Annotated in this window: 16 protein-coding genes; 4 read left to right on the forward strand and 12 right to left on the reverse strand. The window is 46.5% G+C overall.

All coding sequences use genetic code 11. From position 1 onward, the window contains the following. Window positions 1-378 precede the first annotated feature (378 nt). From EHN07_RS05195 to EHN07_RS05210, 4 genes are all read left to right on the forward strand, one after another. The gene (locus EHN07_RS05195) at window positions 379-1299 is read left to right on the forward strand and encodes a LysR family transcriptional regulator (protein ID WP_124023127.1); all 921 of its coding nucleotides are present in this window, start codon (window positions 379-381) and stop codon (window positions 1297-1299) included. 309 nt (window positions 1300-1608) lie between these two features. Next, complete coding sequence (locus EHN07_RS05200; RefSeq protein ID WP_167467281.1) at window positions 1609-2202, forward strand: helix-turn-helix domain-containing protein; 594 nt, start codon at window positions 1609-1611, stop codon at window positions 2200-2202. An 81-nt stretch (window positions 2203-2283) separates the two neighbouring features. Continuing rightward, complete coding sequence (locus EHN07_RS05205) at window positions 2284-3750, forward strand: ExeA family protein (protein ID WP_124023129.1); 1467 nt, start codon at window positions 2284-2286, stop codon at window positions 3748-3750. Further along, window positions 3750-4154: a hypothetical protein gene (locus tag EHN07_RS05210; RefSeq protein WP_124023130.1), complete on the forward strand. Its 405-nt coding sequence runs from the start codon at window positions 3750-3752 to the stop codon at window positions 4152-4154. Before EHN07_RS05205 ends, EHN07_RS05210 begins: the two co-directional genes overlap by 1 nt. On the opposite strand, the gene EHN07_RS05215 is transcribed toward EHN07_RS05210, so the two are convergent. The 12 genes from EHN07_RS05215 to EHN07_RS05270 all read right to left on the reverse strand — a co-directional run bounded on the left by EHN07_RS05215 (window position 4151) and on the right by EHN07_RS05270 (window position 14614). Next, window positions 4151-4957 carry a prepilin peptidase gene (locus EHN07_RS05215; protein ID WP_124023131.1) on the reverse strand — a complete coding sequence of 269 codons (807 nt, stop codon included), beginning with the start codon at window positions 4955-4957 and terminating at the stop codon, window positions 4151-4153. The genes EHN07_RS05210 and EHN07_RS05215 overlap by 4 nt on opposite strands. Further along, window positions 4954-5421, reverse strand: coding sequence for a type II secretion system protein GspM (gene gspM, locus EHN07_RS05220; RefSeq protein ID WP_124023132.1), 468 nt, complete (start codon window positions 5419-5421; stop codon window positions 4954-4956). Before gspM ends, EHN07_RS05215 begins: the two co-directional genes overlap by 4 nt. Beyond that, window positions 5418-6521 carry a type II secretion system protein GspL gene (gene gspL, locus EHN07_RS05225; RefSeq protein WP_124023133.1) on the reverse strand — a complete coding sequence of 368 codons (1104 nt, stop codon included), beginning with the start codon at window positions 6519-6521 and terminating at the stop codon, window positions 5418-5420. Before gspL ends, gspM begins: the two co-directional genes overlap by 4 nt. A gap of 10 nt (window positions 6522-6531) precedes the next feature. Further along, window positions 6532-7455 (reverse strand): type II secretion system minor pseudopilin, encoded by a 924-nt coding sequence (locus EHN07_RS05230; RefSeq protein ID WP_124023134.1) that lies wholly within the window; start codon window positions 7453-7455, stop codon window positions 6532-6534. 1 nt (window position 7456) lies between these two features. Next, window positions 7457-8053: a type II secretion system protein GspJ gene (locus tag EHN07_RS05235; RefSeq protein ID WP_124023135.1), complete on the reverse strand. Its 597-nt coding sequence runs from the start codon at window positions 8051-8053 to the stop codon at window positions 7457-7459. Then, window positions 8034-8423 carry a type II secretion system minor pseudopilin GspI gene (gene gspI / locus EHN07_RS05240; RefSeq protein WP_124023136.1) on the reverse strand — a complete coding sequence of 130 codons (390 nt, stop codon included), beginning with the start codon at window positions 8421-8423 and terminating at the stop codon, window positions 8034-8036. The genes EHN07_RS05235 and gspI overlap by 20 nt, the downstream gene beginning before the upstream one ends. Continuing rightward, window positions 8423-8956, reverse strand: coding sequence for a type II secretion system minor pseudopilin GspH (gene gspH, locus EHN07_RS05245; RefSeq protein ID WP_167467283.1), 534 nt, complete (start codon window positions 8954-8956; stop codon window positions 8423-8425). Before gspH ends, gspI begins: the two co-directional genes overlap by 1 nt. Then, window positions 8922-9365 (reverse strand): type II secretion system major pseudopilin GspG, encoded by a 444-nt coding sequence (gspG, locus tag EHN07_RS05250; protein ID WP_425267170.1) that lies wholly within the window; start codon window positions 9363-9365, stop codon window positions 8922-8924. Before gspG ends, gspH begins: the two co-directional genes overlap by 35 nt. A gap of 18 nt (window positions 9366-9383) precedes the next feature. Next, window positions 9384-10598: a type II secretion system inner membrane protein GspF gene (gspF, locus tag EHN07_RS05255; RefSeq protein ID WP_124023139.1), complete on the reverse strand. Its 1215-nt coding sequence runs from the start codon at window positions 10596-10598 to the stop codon at window positions 9384-9386. Next, on the reverse strand, window positions 10598-12061 hold the full coding sequence (gene gspE / locus EHN07_RS05260; RefSeq protein WP_124023140.1) for a type II secretion system ATPase GspE: 1464 nt from the start codon (window positions 12059-12061) through the stop codon (window positions 10598-10600). Before gspE ends, gspF begins: the two co-directional genes overlap by 1 nt. Next, a complete protein-coding gene (gene gspD, locus EHN07_RS05265; protein ID WP_124023141.1) occupies window positions 12058-14004 on the reverse strand; it encodes a type II secretion system secretin GspD in 1947 nt (648 codons plus the stop codon). Before gspD ends, gspE begins: the two co-directional genes overlap by 4 nt. Before the next feature lie 151 nt (window positions 14005-14155). After that, complete coding sequence (locus EHN07_RS05270; RefSeq protein ID WP_124023142.1) at window positions 14156-14614, reverse strand: hypothetical protein; 459 nt, start codon at window positions 14612-14614, stop codon at window positions 14156-14158. Window positions 14615-14787 lie beyond the last annotated feature (173 nt).

Here is a 14787-nt window from a genome sequence, read left to right on the forward strand (position 1 = left end):
GAATAGATAATTTTACGCATTTCCTTCAGGCCTTAATGCATAAAACATAAGCCATATTTATGTTGTTGGTTGTGTACTTTACTTATGACAAGGTTGTAAAAAAATGAATATATTATTAAAACAAAGCGTTGAGGTCGCATTGTTTATTGAAAGGAGTCTGTATTGATTATTTTAAATTATCGGTTTCATACTTCTCTTTAAAAAAGATAACGCAGTGTTATGTTTTGACTTTGGTATGTTCAATGAATAACATTTCATTAATATATTTGAAGTGGCTAAATTTTAGATGGAGAGCGCCTGTTTTTTATTGAGTTAAATAGTATTTATTCAATTTTGCTCTCCTGAAATCATGGGTGAATAAAATTTTTAGGGGGGGGTATGATATCTTTTCGTCACTTAAAGCTCTTTGTAACCATCGCTGAACAGGGGAGTTTGACTCTTGCTGCTCGTGAGTTAGGTCTCTCTCCATCTTCAGTTACAGAAAGACTGAACACGCTTGAAAAATATTTCAATACTGTATTGTTTATCCGTACCACACGATCTATTTCGCTCACTGAAGAAGGGGATATACTACTCAACAGTGCCCGCTCAATCCTTGAACTCTTCTATGAGTTGGAAAACAATATTCGTATTTCACAACAGCACCTGAAAGGTAATATTAAAGTCAGCATTCCTTCAGATTTAGGTAGGAATAGAATCCTGCCTATTATTAAGAAATTTATGGATGTGAACCCTAATATAGGCTTTGATATATCCTTTTGTGATGAGTACATAGATATGATTGCAACAGGCACAGATGTTGCAGTTCGCTATGGCCTACGCACGGATGCACGTCTTTACGCAAGGCTGCTGAATACTAACAAAAGAATATTTTGTGCCGCGCCTTCGTACCTTAAAAATTTCGATGATATTAAACACCCGGACGATTTAATTATGCACAATTGTTTACGTTTGCGCTTAGGAGGCGTGATTGAAAGTGAATGGCCATTTATCATCGATGGCCATATTGTGCGTAAACTGATTAATGGGAATTTTATTGCTAACGATGGTGAAGTGATACGACAGATATGTATAAATGGCCTGGGGATTGCGTATGAGTATGCACATGACATTGTAGCTGAATTGAATTCAGGGCGGCTGGTTGAAATATTGAGCGAATATAATATAGGCGATTGTGAATTGAATGTCGTTACCACTACGTCACATAAACAACCAGAACGGGTGAGGCAATTTATTCATTTTCTCATTGAAAAATTTAACGACGAACCCTGTAAGGAAACTGCTAATCAACTTTTTTAGCCCTAATCAATTACAGCAATTTTACCAAATAGTCAATGGTGGTAAGGCTGGGTGTACACTCTTCATATTGGTTATATTTCAATATAAGGGTGCTCAGCTATTTTATTCGGAAAAAGGAAAAAGTCTTTTCGTGAAATTCATATGGCACAGGCAACAAGTTAGTGGTAGTTGTATTTAAAGAGATGTCATCGCCTATGATTTAACAAGCTTTAGTTAACATCAGGTAATCCGGAAGAGAGTAATGGTTAATAGCCTCTATAATGTGGTATGAACGATACAGTGAAACATTGTCCTGATACAGAATTCCAGATGATTGGTGACTTAATCAAAAACCATCCTCAGGCGGAGAAGCATTTATTTATCAAGGGAGCAAAGCTCATGGTAAACGACGGGAAGACTTCCCAGGTTTGCTTTGTTGAGCAGGGTGATTTGCAGATCATATTAGCTTACGGCGATAAGGTTCTATTTGAAATATCAGCACCGGTAACCATTGGGGTACAACAGCTTTATACACATTGTTATAATTACTATACTATATTTAAAACGGATGCCACAGTTTGGTTATTAGATATTGAGTGTTTTAAAACTGTTGTTGAAAATAATAATATATGGCATGAGTTGATGGTGGTTATTTGTCATGTGATGGATAGAATTGATGATTACCATCGTACTACTTATCTTGCGACAAATTCTTATGACCTGGTTAAACATTGCCTTGAGCAAATTTGGCAGCTTCCTGAGCAAGAACGAGAAAACACATCTGTTTTTACCTACATTATGAAGCGACATAATATTTCCCGTAGTTCTATCACTAAAATCATTCACTCTCTTAATGTCGGCGGTTATATCAAAACGAAGCGAGGAATTCTGCTTCAGGTCAAAAAAATTCCGCATGGGTATTAAGAGCTTTTGAAGGATAAAGATCGCTGGTCAGAACGGTAGAATTTTTTGGTATGTGAAGATCATGATAGCTAAGGGTTGGTTATGTATCGGAGCTGGTTTGGACTCAATAATTATCTGTTTAAACAAGATGCCCACTTGTCTTCACTGGCTTGTCGATATCACGAATATGCTGCGTCAGTAACCGCACGACTTCACCATAATGGGATCGTCTGGATTTACGGAGAACCCGGTGTTGGGAAAAGTGAATTGTTAAAAATTTGTCACTATGCCGTCGAAAATAGCGTACGCATTGTGGCAAGTCCCACTTTTAGTCCTGACGATTTTACTCTTTTGCTGGTGGGATATCCTGCTTCTGTCAATGATATTGCGGCGACATTACTGACAAGATCGTCACCAGCGGCTCACGCAGTTATGATGATTGATAATGCACACCTTCTTCCCGTACGCACCATATATTGGTTATTAGCGCTTCAGGCCGCGATACATCAACAATCAGGTACCTTATCATTGCTGTTATGCAGCCATTCAGCCGCCAGTGAAATAGCCGAAATTGACAGGCAAATTATCTACCGCTGGCGTATGCCTGCGCTCACTCGCTCGCAATGCCGTCAGGGAATATTAAAAGCGGCTGCGGATTGTGGAGCCCAATCCCCGATATTTACCCGTGCTGCATTAAACCGAATCTGGCGAGCAGGGGCAGGCAAGCCTGCTCATATAAGTCTGCTTACGGAATGCGCTTTAATGAGTGCCATGCTACGTAAAAAGAAGCGAGTGAGCTGGTGGGATAGTCTGCGGGCCGAGTGCGATTTAAACGGGACAACGGTATTTCCTGCCCTAAGGCGTGGTATTTTGCTCCTTATTATGATGCTAGCCAGTGTGGTGGCATGGCAATATATACCTCAATTATTAACCAGATATCCACAGTTAACGCTGGTTAAACAGAGAAATCAGCTAAAACCCGACGATGCGGCAGCTAAGCTACGGGCGGTTCTGGATAATGAAGCGGCAGGAATGGCTCAGTACTTTGCCATATGGGGATACCAGCTATCACCGAAATTAGCATCCTGCGACACTTTTAATCAGACCAGCCTGATGTGCGTACAGGTAAAATCGGATATCAACACGCTGGCCAACTCCGGGCTTCCATGGATGGCGACACTGTCGATAGGTGCGCGCGTAGGTTATGTGAGCGTCGTTCGCGTAGGAAAAGAAGATGTTGATTTATTGACTGGCGGACAGACCTGGACTGTCACGCGTGACTGGCTGGCAAAGCATTGGCAGGGAGAGGCGCTACAATTTCGCTTAATGCCGCCTTCTTCAGGAAAAAGCGTCAGCAATAGCAGTCCGTCAGAAGATAAAGCCTGGCTGACGCAAATACTCAATAAAACATCTATCATGCCTCCACCCCAAAACCTTACGTATGCTATTCGCGCTTTTCAACAATCAGCCGGTCTTAAAGCCGACGGTGTTGCCGGTGAGAAAACCTTGATTACACTCGCACAGCGGGTTGGCGATGCGCCAATATTGGCGACAGATAAGCAGGAGTAATGATGTCCAAAATTTATCAGGCGGCGTGGCGTCAACAGCAAAAGTTACCTCCTGCTGACAACAGGGTTCACATCATCAATTTACGTGATAGCTGGCGCTATTTTCGCCTGCGTGCACCCTTTGCTTGTCTTTCAGGATGTGTAATAGCGTTTGCCGCCATGCAAGTGCTTACGTGGCTAACTTTCAAAGAATCACCTCTCCCCGCGCAGCAGGTCTCTGTTTCAACAATGCACTATATCTATCCGAAGCGTGAATTGCCGGAAAAAAGACCCGAATCCATCGCGTTTGCCTCGGATGAAAACCTACCTTCAGAACCGGCAGCATCCGTTGAAAATATTGAGGGGATGCCCGATTTACGTGCTCGCCTTGAGCAAGCGATGCGCGAGCAAAAAAATCTGTACTAGAGTCCCCACGTCTGCCAGAAGGCCAGCCCCCATCCTGCCAGCGCCAGCGGCACGCCAAAGGGGAGTGGTTGACGAGAAGCACATCGCACGCCGTAGAAAATGACAAATCCGACAATTCCTGTTACACCGGCGATAAGACATATCATCGGCAGCGACTGCCAGCCAAGCCAGGCTCCCAGCGCGGCCAGAAGTTTAGCATCACCTCTGCCAATACCGTCATAACCACGCAGCGCAAACCAAATAATATTAAGCGCCCGAAACGCAAGATAGGCAGTAACAGCACCGTACAACGCATCATCAAGTTGCTCAGGCATCATCAGCGAGTGCCAAATAAGACCCGCCCACAGTAAAGGTAACGTCAGGCTGTCAGGCAGAAAGTAAAAACGAAAATCCAGTACGGCAAGTGCCAGTAAAAACCAGCTAAGTAAGGCGAGTGCCAGTACCACTTCCGGCTGAGGATATACCCAGGCGAGCAGAGCAAAAATCCCCCCCGTTGCGCCTTCCAGAAAGGGATAGAGTTTATCGATCGGCTGCTGACAATGGTGACAACGCCCGCGTAGCCATAGCCAGCCGACAAGCGGCAGGTTGTAATACCATTTGATAGGGGTCTGGCAGTGCGGACAATGTGACGCTGGGCGCCACATAAACCACGGATCAACATCTTCTCTTTCGAGCGCCCACTGCAGCCGGCTTACGACCATTGTCATCAGGCTGCCGAGAATCAACCCTGATAGTAAAAACAGTATGATATAGAGGGGGAGGGCCTGCTGACGAATCAGATCAAGAGCGAGCCATAGCGTCATGGTATTTCCTTTTTCCGTGGGCCCACTTCGATATCGGGTACGCTTACCCCATGCTCGTCATGGCGCAATGTAATAGCCAGGATCTCAATTCCTTGCTGATTTTGCAGGCTATCCAGCCATTTCCATAAGGCCGGAGCGGGTAGAGTTGTCAGTTGAAAGCGCACTTTATTTGAATCCGGGTGTAATTCCTCAGGCTTAATATTCTGACGCCTGGCCTCTTCCATTAATTGCGCACGCAGGTCGCCTTGTAATAATGTCACCCTGGTGAAACGTTGCTGCTGCGCATGTAATTGCATTTTCTGCTGCATAATAATATTTCGCTGATGCAGCATTTGTTCGCGTGCCCCCCATTGCTGAACGGGGAGCCAGTAGAACTGGTAGCCCAACGTCAGGGTGAGCAAAATCATTGCGCAAAGTAGCAGATACTTTTCACGAGTCGTTAATCTCTTTAAACGGGAAATCATGGATGCCTCCCTGCGGTAAGAATCACGTTGTTACTATCGCCATACGAAAGGGAAAAATCATATAAATCACGACTGGATTCGATTATTGGCAGTAAAATTGATTCGCTGATGGGTTCCAGATAGAGTTTTAACATCCATGGCTGTCGTTGAAATTCAATACCTTGTAGCTGCAGTATGGGTGACTTGCTGAGCAGCTTGTCAATCAGGTGTATTTGAGTATCAAAACTAAGAGGGTCCGCGTACGTTCGCTGCAAAAAAGTTGAGGCGGGATCCGTTTCCACTGGAGGCTGCAGAATATAGGTATGCCAGAGGGCCAGAACCTTTTCATCACTTTTGATACGAGCAACATGGTCACGCCAGGCGGAGAATAACGGCAGGAGTAACAATAACAGTACCGCTGCGCTTATTATTCCCAGGGTCGTATATTTCACTTTTTTTAACCAGGGTGACTCAGGCTGTACGCCGGAATCGTTGAGCAAGTTTATATTGCTTTCTTTTACCGCTGGCGCGAGGAAGGCGAGCATTTTCGCAGTATCATCGGCAAATTGCTCATTATATTGAAGCTTAGCGTCAGGCAATCGTTTTAACACCGGATCCAGTAAATGATTTTCGATACTTAAAGCCTGATAGCGTTTATAACGTACCCACCAGTTGCCCTCTACGGCATACAGGGTTAGCTCATCAGTTTGCCAGGGGAGTAATAATCCATCCACAACAGCAAATTCGATCCTGAAGCCGAATAGCTGAAAACGCTCTATCCACGTCAAAAGCAGCAATTTATCGCAGCCTGCAAGCGTCGCCTGAGGATAAGTAAAATTAAGCAGGCTCCAGTGCATATCGCCACTTTGTGCCGGGACTGACTCTTCAACCAGCCAGGAGAGCGGGGGTAATTTGCGGCTCGTCACGTTCACTTCGCGAAATGTTATATCAGCGGAGGGCAGTAGTAATCCCGTCTGTTTTACATTGAACCATTGAGCCGGACGGCTCTTGGGTAGAGCATCGCAAAAACCCTGGCTAATAAGCAACTCCCCGCGTTGCAATAACCAGTAAAATGACTCACCGGCAAGCGCCGATGGTCTGATCAGCAGTATTTCATTCATGATCAATTGGTTACTCCATTGATATCAGCTGTCGTTTCCATATCTTGCTGTGCTTATTTTTTTTATCGACGTAGAGGTAGCTTCGCAAAATCATTCGTTGTTCAGCCACAGCGGCTTCGCTCTCAATAATAAAATTTTGTCCCTCCACGCTGAGAAAGTTGATTAAATTTTCCGTTACGTTTTTTTTGTTACCGGGTAAGGTATCAAGCGCTTGTCTGACTTCTTCATTGGTTCGCCAACCGCCGGTGGGGCGACCCTCAATAAAACGCCGAGCCTGGTCGACACTCATTTGATTTTGCGACAGAACGTTCAGAAGGCGGGCGTCAGCTGGCCGCAAAAGATTGACGGCGATTAACGTCCTGGTATCCGGACGAGCGCAGAGTAATTTTGCTGCTCCTGAGGGATGCCAATGTGCCATATTTTCACTGAGTTTTAGCGCATAGATATCCAGCAGCGGGGTATCTTTGTTTTTCCGTAGATAAGCGGAAAAATGTTTAATTACCGTGTCAGCTTGCCGGGAGCTTAATCCGGAATAACTCAATGCCTGAAAGATTGCATTACGGGCAGGCGTCTTACCATCATCATGCTCAGGAAAGATGCCCATTATATTAATATTGAGGCAGCTTTCGCCGCTAATAATACGTGACCGGGCTTCACCTTGTTCAAAATGTAATAATACGGGTTGCGCCCACTCCTGACTAAATGACACGGCGTTATAGGGTTGTTCAAGTAATTTATTCATACCCATAAGGCTGGCGTTTTCCACCGAGAATAACATCCAACGTAGTTTAGGCCTTATGAGTGCGGGTTCGGCACGGTTCAGGCTTAATACCGTCTGGCCGGACAGACGCACCGCCGCCAGCGTCATAAAAACCAGGGCGATCAATACGATGAGGAGTGCGGCTCCACGCTGGTGCTCGGGGGCATTCATCATATTATCCCTTAGCCGTTGGAGGAACTGGCTGCGGCGTAATCACAAAGATACGACGCAGACTCTGTCGGGATGCGAATTTTAGCGTAATAGCAAGGCCGGCGGGTAAAGGATCGCCTCCACGCCAGCTGTTTTGCCAGCCACCATCAAACACTTCCCATTGCACTCCAATAATACCGGCAAGCTGGGGCACTATCATGTCAGCATTTACCAGGCTGTCAGCGTCGTTGCCGCTTTGTCGCCATAAAACCCCTTCATGAAATACCCAGTTAACTGAAACCGACTGGGCACGGCCGGGCATAACTTCTGCGGTGATATTATCCTGGGTGATAAATCTTAGAGAGTGGCCTGTGAGTGAGAAGCCTCCCTGATTTTTTGCCGGGTTTCGGGCCATGACTTGTAATATGTCACGCTCGAAAAGAGCCATCATGCGCTGTACTGATGACCGGGATTGTTCCAGTTCTTCTGCCTGCGATTGAGCCCGGTATGATAGCTGGTTGATTTGTAAGATCATCAATGCCAGAACGCTCAGCAATAAAATGGCTACCATTAACTCCAGAAGGGTAAAACCTAACTGGTGTTTAGTGGGGTGTTGAGGCATGGCTACCGGCCCTCACCCAAACATCTACCGAACTGACCGGAGTGAGCTGGCTGGCGTTTGTGCGTACTTCAACGCGGTTAATCCACAGACCCTCCTGCGGGGAAGGTTGCCCCATTTCGCGCCAGTAGAAAACCTTGCCGTTCATTTGTTCTTCGCCCTGAACTGCCGAGGCTTGAAAGCTTCTTTTTTCCAGTATAGCGAGTGACAATCGATTATCACCCACCCATCCAGCCAGCTGCTTTTCATCCAACATATTGATTGTTCTGACGTTTGAAGTAATGGTTTGCAGCAGGGCAATGGCCACCAGCGAAAAAATCGCGAGCGCCACCATCACTTCAAGCATGGTAAATCCTTGCTGACGGCTATCCACTATCGGCGTCCTGATGTCTGTAACTGCACGGGAAGCAGGCCTGAACTCTGCAATGTCCAGACAGATTTATTGTCCTCAACGCTCAGATTAAATGGAGTGATCTGTCCATCCGGAAGAAATAAAATTTGCGGTTTCTGCGTCAAATTCTGATTCAGACCCTGAGGCTCTACGGTGACTTGCCACCCGTCAGGCCAGTCAAAATGAGAGGCGAGCCGCCCTGATTGATAGGTATTCCAGCCTGGACTCTTCACGCTATCCCCCATGTTCAGAACCACCAGCGTATAACCTTTTTTTGAAACATTGAGCCCAATGAGCCGATCGTTTTCTACGGCGCGGTTGCCCGCCCAGTTTAATAACGATTGCAGTTGCCTGATGCGGGCATCAGCCTGGGACAGGGAGGGATATGTTGGCACAACCAGTGAGGCAGCTAATGCCATCAGCACTATTGCTAACAACACTTCCAGCAGCGTGAAGCCACAATGAGCCGTTAGCTGAAGGTTATTTTTTATCAACGAGCCAGTTCGCAATATCATCTTCATTTCCCTCTATACCGTCTGGCCCGGCACTGTAAATATCGATATCGCCATGCTGACCCGGTGAGCGTATCTTGTAGTCCTGACTCCAGGGGTCCTGCGGCAGGCGACGAATGTAACCGTTATCGCGATAGTTGACGGCAAAGGGTTGTGTTTGTGGTCTATTGACCAGCGCTTTCAGCCCCTGTTCTGTCGTGGGGTACTGATTGTTATCGATTTTGTACATATCTAACGCATTCTCCAGCGTCATAATATCTGCTTTGGCTTTTTGCTTATCTGCCTGCGCTTTGTTGCCCAATACATTGGGGACAACCAGACTTGCGAGGACACCGAGAATCACCACCACTACCATGAGTTCCAGCAGGGTAAAACCTGATTGCCTTGTTTGTTTTTTACGTAGAGGAGTCATTTTTTCCATCGTGTTACCTTAATTGAACATGTTGTTAAGCTGTAAAATAGGCTGGAGAATGGACATCACAATAAAAAGCACAATGCCGGACATGCCGATCACCAGAACCGGTTCAAAAATGGTTAACGCAATGGCGATGCGATGTTGTAAGCGGGATTCCTGGCTGGCTGCGGCACTAGCCATTAATACGCCCAGCTGTCCGCTCTCCTCGCCGGAAGCGACCATATACAGCATCATGGCAGGAAAAAGATGGGTAGCCTGGAGGGCGTGAGTCAGCGAGCTACCCTGGCGTACCTGCTCGGTGGCCATTTCCATACAGTGTCGAAAATAGAGATTAGCCCCGGACTCACTGGCTATTTGCATTCCTTCCAGCAGCGGAACGCCGCTGTTTTGCATAATACTCAGGGTGCGCAGATAGCGTGCCGCATCTATATCGCGAATGAGGCCACCGATCGGCGGTACTTGGGTTATTTTCTTATGAAAAGAGAAACGAATAGTCGCCCGTGTAAGCAGTGAGCGTATCCCCAGCACTGCGAGAAGAAGGCCAGTTAACAGAAAAAGGCCCATATCCTGCATAAAGTGCGAAAGGGTAATCAGAATGCGGGTTGAAAGCGGAAGTTTTTGCTGAAATTGCGTGAACTGATCGATAATTTGTGGCACCACGGCCACAAGCAGGATCACGATAACGGTGAGGGCAACCAGGGTTAAAGTCAGTGGATAAACCATCGCCTGAATCAGCTTATTACGCATGGCGTGGCGAAATTCACTATCCTCGGCGAGGCGGGTCAATACCACACCCAAATTCCCGCTTTTTTCTCCGGAAGCCACCAGCGCCCGGTAGCGATTATCAAAACAGTCCGGCCAGCGAGACAGCGCAGCGGTAAATGACTGGCCTTCAGCTACCTGGGCCCGGATATTTTCTATCATCTCAGCCGCTGTTTTATGGCTGCACTGCCCAGCCACAACTTTAAGGGACCGCTCCAGGGGAAGTGAAGCGTTAATTAACGTGGCGAGCTGGCGGGTAAAAAGGAGAAGCTGGCTAGCAGGAATACGCGTTTTATGAAAAGACAGGACGCTGATATTTAATGTAGTTCCACGTTTTTCATCTACTTGCAATGGGCTTAATTGCTGAGTGCGTAACCACTCGCGTACCTGTCGTGAAGTGCTCGCCTGTAAGGAACCACGATGCCGTTTCCCTGTGCTATCAACCGCCAGATATCGAAATTGTGGCATTATGCTTCCTCATTTCCGGAATCCGAGGTAACACGCAGTACTTCCTCCAGAGAGGTCACACCCTCCACAACGCACTCCAGCCCACGGCTCCGCAGGCTGACAACCTTGCTCGCAAAGATGTTTTCATGTTGCCCTTGATAAATAGCGATTTGCAGCTCTTTATCAATGCTTAAATGTTCATGGATCGCTACCCGGCCTTTGTAGCCGGTATAACGGCAGGCCTCGCAGCCGACAGCGTGCCAGATATGGGTAACGGGTTGCAAAAAGTGGCTAAACCATGCGCACTCGCTCTTCTCCAGGGGGCGCTGTTGCCGGCATTCTGTGCATAATTTTCGCACCAGGCGCTGGGCGATTACGCCGAGTAGTGACGAGGAGAGTAAAAAGGGTTCAACCCCCATATCTCGCAAACGAGTTATAGCACCCGCTGCACTGTTAGTGTGTAACGTGGAAAGCACCAGATGCCCGGTGAGCGATGCCTGAATAGCGATTTGCGCCGTTTCGGTATCCCTTATTTCCCCTACCATCACCACATCTGGATCCTGGCGTAAAATAGCACGCAGGCCGCGGGCAAAGGTCATCTCTATTCGGGTGTTTACCTGCGTTTGTCCTATGCCCTCCAGCTCATATTCCACCGGATCTTCGATGGTCATAATATTGCGGGTAGTGTGATCCATCAGGCTGAGCAAACCATACAGCGTGGTGCTTTTACCGGAACCGGTTGGGCCAGTAACAAGCAGGATCCCATGCGGTTTTTGTATCAGTTTTTTTACCTGTAACACTTCGGTAGCGGGCATGCCCATATGCTCCAGGTCAAGCCGTAGTTCACTTTTGTCTAAAAGACGTAGTACCGCACGTTCTCCGTGGCGCGAGGGCAGAGTCGATACGCGTACATCAACATTACGCTGTCCGATACGCAATGAGATGCGCCCATCCTGCGGTAGACGTTTTTCAGCAATATCTAACCTGGCCATCACCTTGATGCGTGATATTAGCAGCGGTGCCAGTCTACGTGCGGGCTCAAGAATCGTGCGCAGCTCTCCATCGCAGCGAAAGCGGACAAGTAAACTACGTTCAAAGGTTTCAATATGAATATCTGAGGCACTTTCACGTATTGCTTCGCTCAGGATGGCATTGATCAGGCGGATGACCGGCGCGCTGGTGTCACTATCAAGCTGCTCTGCATTTTCATCAACATATTCGGTCAGCGCCATCAAATCGATATGTTCGTCCAGCGAGTCAACCATCTCCTGAGAAATGCGGTTATGGGATTCATAGAATTGCTTAACACGTTCGTTAAATTCAGAAACATCAAGCTGTTGAATTAAAACCTGCGCCCCTATCCTACGCCGCATATCAAGGAGCGTCTCAAGCGAAGTGTCCCCGGTTATATAGAGATGATTCCCTTCCGCTATAACCTGGTGCGTGCGAGCAAAAGAGTAATCCAGTTCAATCTTGTCACTCATCGCGAATCCCTGAATGGAGACTTTCCTGAGGACGAATCAGCGGGCGACGTTGAATTAAGCTGAGGTAAAGTAAGGTTTTTAGGTTTGATTAATTCATAACGATTTTCCTTTACGCGTTTACCCAGGTCGCTATTGGTTTCCTGGTAACGTTTTAAGCTCATATCGCGATAAATATTCCCTTCCTGCAAAATGGTAGGGCGAATAAATACCATCAAATTCCGCCGGGTATTCTCGACCGAACGATAGCGAAAAAGATTGCCAATATAGGGGATGTCACCCAGTAGCGGTACCCTGGATTCAGATTCACTTGAGGTATTATGAATCAATCCACCAAGCACAACAGTTTCGCCACTGCGTACCATTACCGCGTTCTGGATGGTACGTGTGTTAAAAGTCGGGCCGAGTGATGAGCCGGTGCTGGAGGCATCAACGCTTGAGACTTCTTGCTCAATTTCAAGCTGGACGGTACCTGCCTCATTAATTTGCGGTGTAACCTTCAGTTTGGTACCCACTGTTTTACGTGAAACAGTGTTAAAAACATTGTCTGCTGCTGTCGTCTGCGATCCGGATAGCACCGGCACATCCTGGCCGACATTCATAGACGCTTCTTTATTATCAAGCGTTACGATGCTTGGTGTGGAGAGGATATCATTTTTCGCATTTGAAGAGAGTGCGCTTAACAATACTCCCCAGTCGCCCCGGAAAAATCCCATGGTCACGCCATTAAAGGCACTCAGAGCCGTATTTGAAGCAATGCTGCCTGTTTTTTCCAGCCTATCAAAGTCTGAGGCGGAGGAAAAAACCGGCAGGCCTGTTTTTGTGAATTGCTGCCCGCCGACTTTACGATTAGCCCACTGGATCCCAAGATTTAAGCCATCCCCATCCTGAACTTCAACAATAATAGCCTCGACAAGCACCTGAGAACGGGCGACATCAAGTTTGCGGATCACGTTTTCGATGGATTTACGTATTGCAGGGGAGGCGGTGAGAATAAGGGAATTCGTCTGCTCATCGGCTACAAGATTAAAATCACCATTGGCAGTACCGGGTAACATCCCCCCGCTGGCAATCTGTTGTGGTGCACTACTCATCGGCGCCGCACCCCTGGTGCTACTTTCTTTCTTTGTTAATTTTTGACTGACGCCGTTTAACACATTAACCAGGTTTTCTGCTTTTGCGTAATTTAAAGCGATAACCTGAGTATTATCGCTATCTACGGCATCACCATCGAGACGGGCAACCAGCTGACGGATACGCTGGCGAGCATTCAATGGTCCACTCACGATAATGCTATTTGTTCGCGTATCCGCAGTAATCCGTGCGGACGCAGCTGGAAGCTGGGCCGCCTGCTGTCCACCCGGCTGGTAAAGACTTTTTAATACGTTTGCCAGGTCATCGGCTGATGCATTGCGCAGGGGAATAACATCCTGATTCTGCTGCCCGTCGCTATCAACCCGAATCACCAGGTCAGCAAGCCGGTTAATCACTGAAGCGCGACCCGTCATCAGTAATGTATTGGACGGTGCGTATGGTGAAATAGTACCGACACCGGAGTTGTCATTTAATTGGCTAAGTAGAGGTGCAAGTTCGAGTACGGGCACATTTTGTAAACTCAGGATGCGGGTAATAATTTCATCCCCCTGTGCTTGCAGATGGCTTGTTGTAACAGGCGCACCAGAGGACTTTGCGTTTGCTGAGCGAACAACCTTAAACATTCCATTATCCATGGGTATCACTGAATAGCCGTAAATATCCAGCACGCTCAAGAAAAATTGATAATATTGTTGGTCATCGAGTGCATTATAGCTTCGTACGGATATCAATCCCTGAACGTCTGGTGAAACAATAAAAGTGACGTTAAGATTTTTGCTAACTATGTCAATAAACTCACGAATGTCGGTGTCATAAAAGTTAGCATGGAATTTCTCTGCGATTGCAGACATAGTGTTAATAATGAAAAGAAATATCACAAATAATAAAAGGTATGTTTTTTCATTCCATATGGAATTCTATGAAATATAATGTTTTTTGACTGTACTGCGGGGTGAAATAGGAGTCCAGAAAAAATAGTGCGTAAGTTTACGCATTGACTGGTCACTTTTTAAAGTATGAAGGCGTTTCTATCAGTAGCTCAATATCACCTGTCGGTGTGCTAAGGGTTACGGATTCTTCGTTAATTCGCGCAACAGTAACATTATCAAACATATCCAAAGACATCCCACGTCCATAGTTAGACTGCTTATTATTTATCTTCATGATTACCCATGATAAGTCGTTGTTATTACTTTGCAAAATACCTTTTACTGTAATCATCGATGCGTAAGGAAGGGGGGTGGTACGGGGTTCGATTTGAATCTCTTTTTTGGTGACAAAAAGATTTAGCGTGCCTGGTGGCGAGGTTTTATTTAGCGGTACTTCATTATAAGGCTGAGTTGGGTTTGACGTTGAAGCAACAATTTCCCACCATTGATATCCTACAATCGTTAAAAGCGTAAGGCTTAACGGAAATAAAAAATACCATGCCGAAACCGGGATTTGTGGCCATCTTTCCATTTGCTGCTCCTGTATAGATTGTCCTCATGGTAAAAAAGACCGCTTAGATTTTCTATGAATAATATTACTTATCGCTGCGCGTTGAAAAAGCTGACCAACGGCGGTACGGTTACTCTTGGTTACATTTTTCGCGGGGATATTTACATCTCTTACTCTATTAACAATAAAGGGCC

Origin of the sequence: Buttiauxella warmboldiae (genome assembly GCF_003818135.1) — a bacterium.
GTDB classification, from domain to species: domain Bacteria; phylum Pseudomonadota; class Gammaproteobacteria; order Enterobacterales; family Enterobacteriaceae; genus Buttiauxella; species Buttiauxella warmboldiae.

Coding starts and splice junctions, on each gene's coding strand:
- EHN07_RS05195 (WP_124023127.1), top strand. CDS start 379: ATGATATCTTTTCGTCACTTAAAGCTCTTTGTAACCATCGCTGAACAG.
- EHN07_RS05200 (WP_167467281.1), top strand. CDS start 1,609: ATGATTGGTGACTTAATCAAAAACCATCCTCAGGCGGAGAAGCATTTA.
- EHN07_RS05205 (WP_124023129.1), top strand. CDS start 2,284: ATGTATCGGAGCTGGTTTGGACTCAATAATTATCTGTTTAAACAAGAT.
- EHN07_RS05210 (WP_124023130.1), top strand. CDS start 3,750: ATGATGTCCAAAATTTATCAGGCGGCGTGGCGTCAACAGCAAAAGTTA.
- EHN07_RS05215 (WP_124023131.1), bottom strand. CDS start 4,957: ATGACGCTATGGCTCGCTCTTGATCTGATTCGTCAGCAGGCCCTCCCC.
- gspM (WP_124023132.1), bottom strand. CDS start 5,421: ATGATTTCCCGTTTAAAGAGATTAACGACTCGTGAAAAGTATCTGCTA.
- gspL (WP_124023133.1), bottom strand. CDS start 6,521: ATGAATGAAATACTGCTGATCAGACCATCGGCGCTTGCCGGTGAGTCA.
- EHN07_RS05230 (WP_124023134.1), bottom strand. CDS start 7,455: ATGATGAATGCCCCCGAGCACCAGCGTGGAGCCGCACTCCTCATCGTA.
- EHN07_RS05235 (WP_124023135.1), bottom strand. CDS start 8,053: ATGCCTCAACACCCCACTAAACACCAGTTAGGTTTTACCCTTCTGGAG.
- gspH (WP_167467283.1), bottom strand. CDS start 8,956: ATGATATTGCGAACTGGCTCGTTGATAAAAAATAACCTTCAGCTAACG.
- gspG (WP_425267170.1), bottom strand. CDS start 9,365: ATGACTCCTCTACGTAAAAAACAAACAAGGCAATCAGGTTTTACCCTG.
- gspF (WP_124023139.1), bottom strand. CDS start 10,598: ATGCCACAATTTCGATATCTGGCGGTTGATAGCACAGGGAAACGGCAT.
- gspE (WP_124023140.1), bottom strand. CDS start 12,061: ATGAGTGACAAGATTGAACTGGATTACTCTTTTGCTCGCACGCACCAG.
- gspD (WP_124023141.1), bottom strand. CDS start 14,004: ATGTCTGCAATCGCAGAGAAATTCCATGCTAACTTTTATGACACCGAC.
- EHN07_RS05270 (WP_124023142.1), bottom strand. CDS start 14,614: ATGGAAAGATGGCCACAAATCCCGGTTTCGGCATGGTATTTTTTATTT.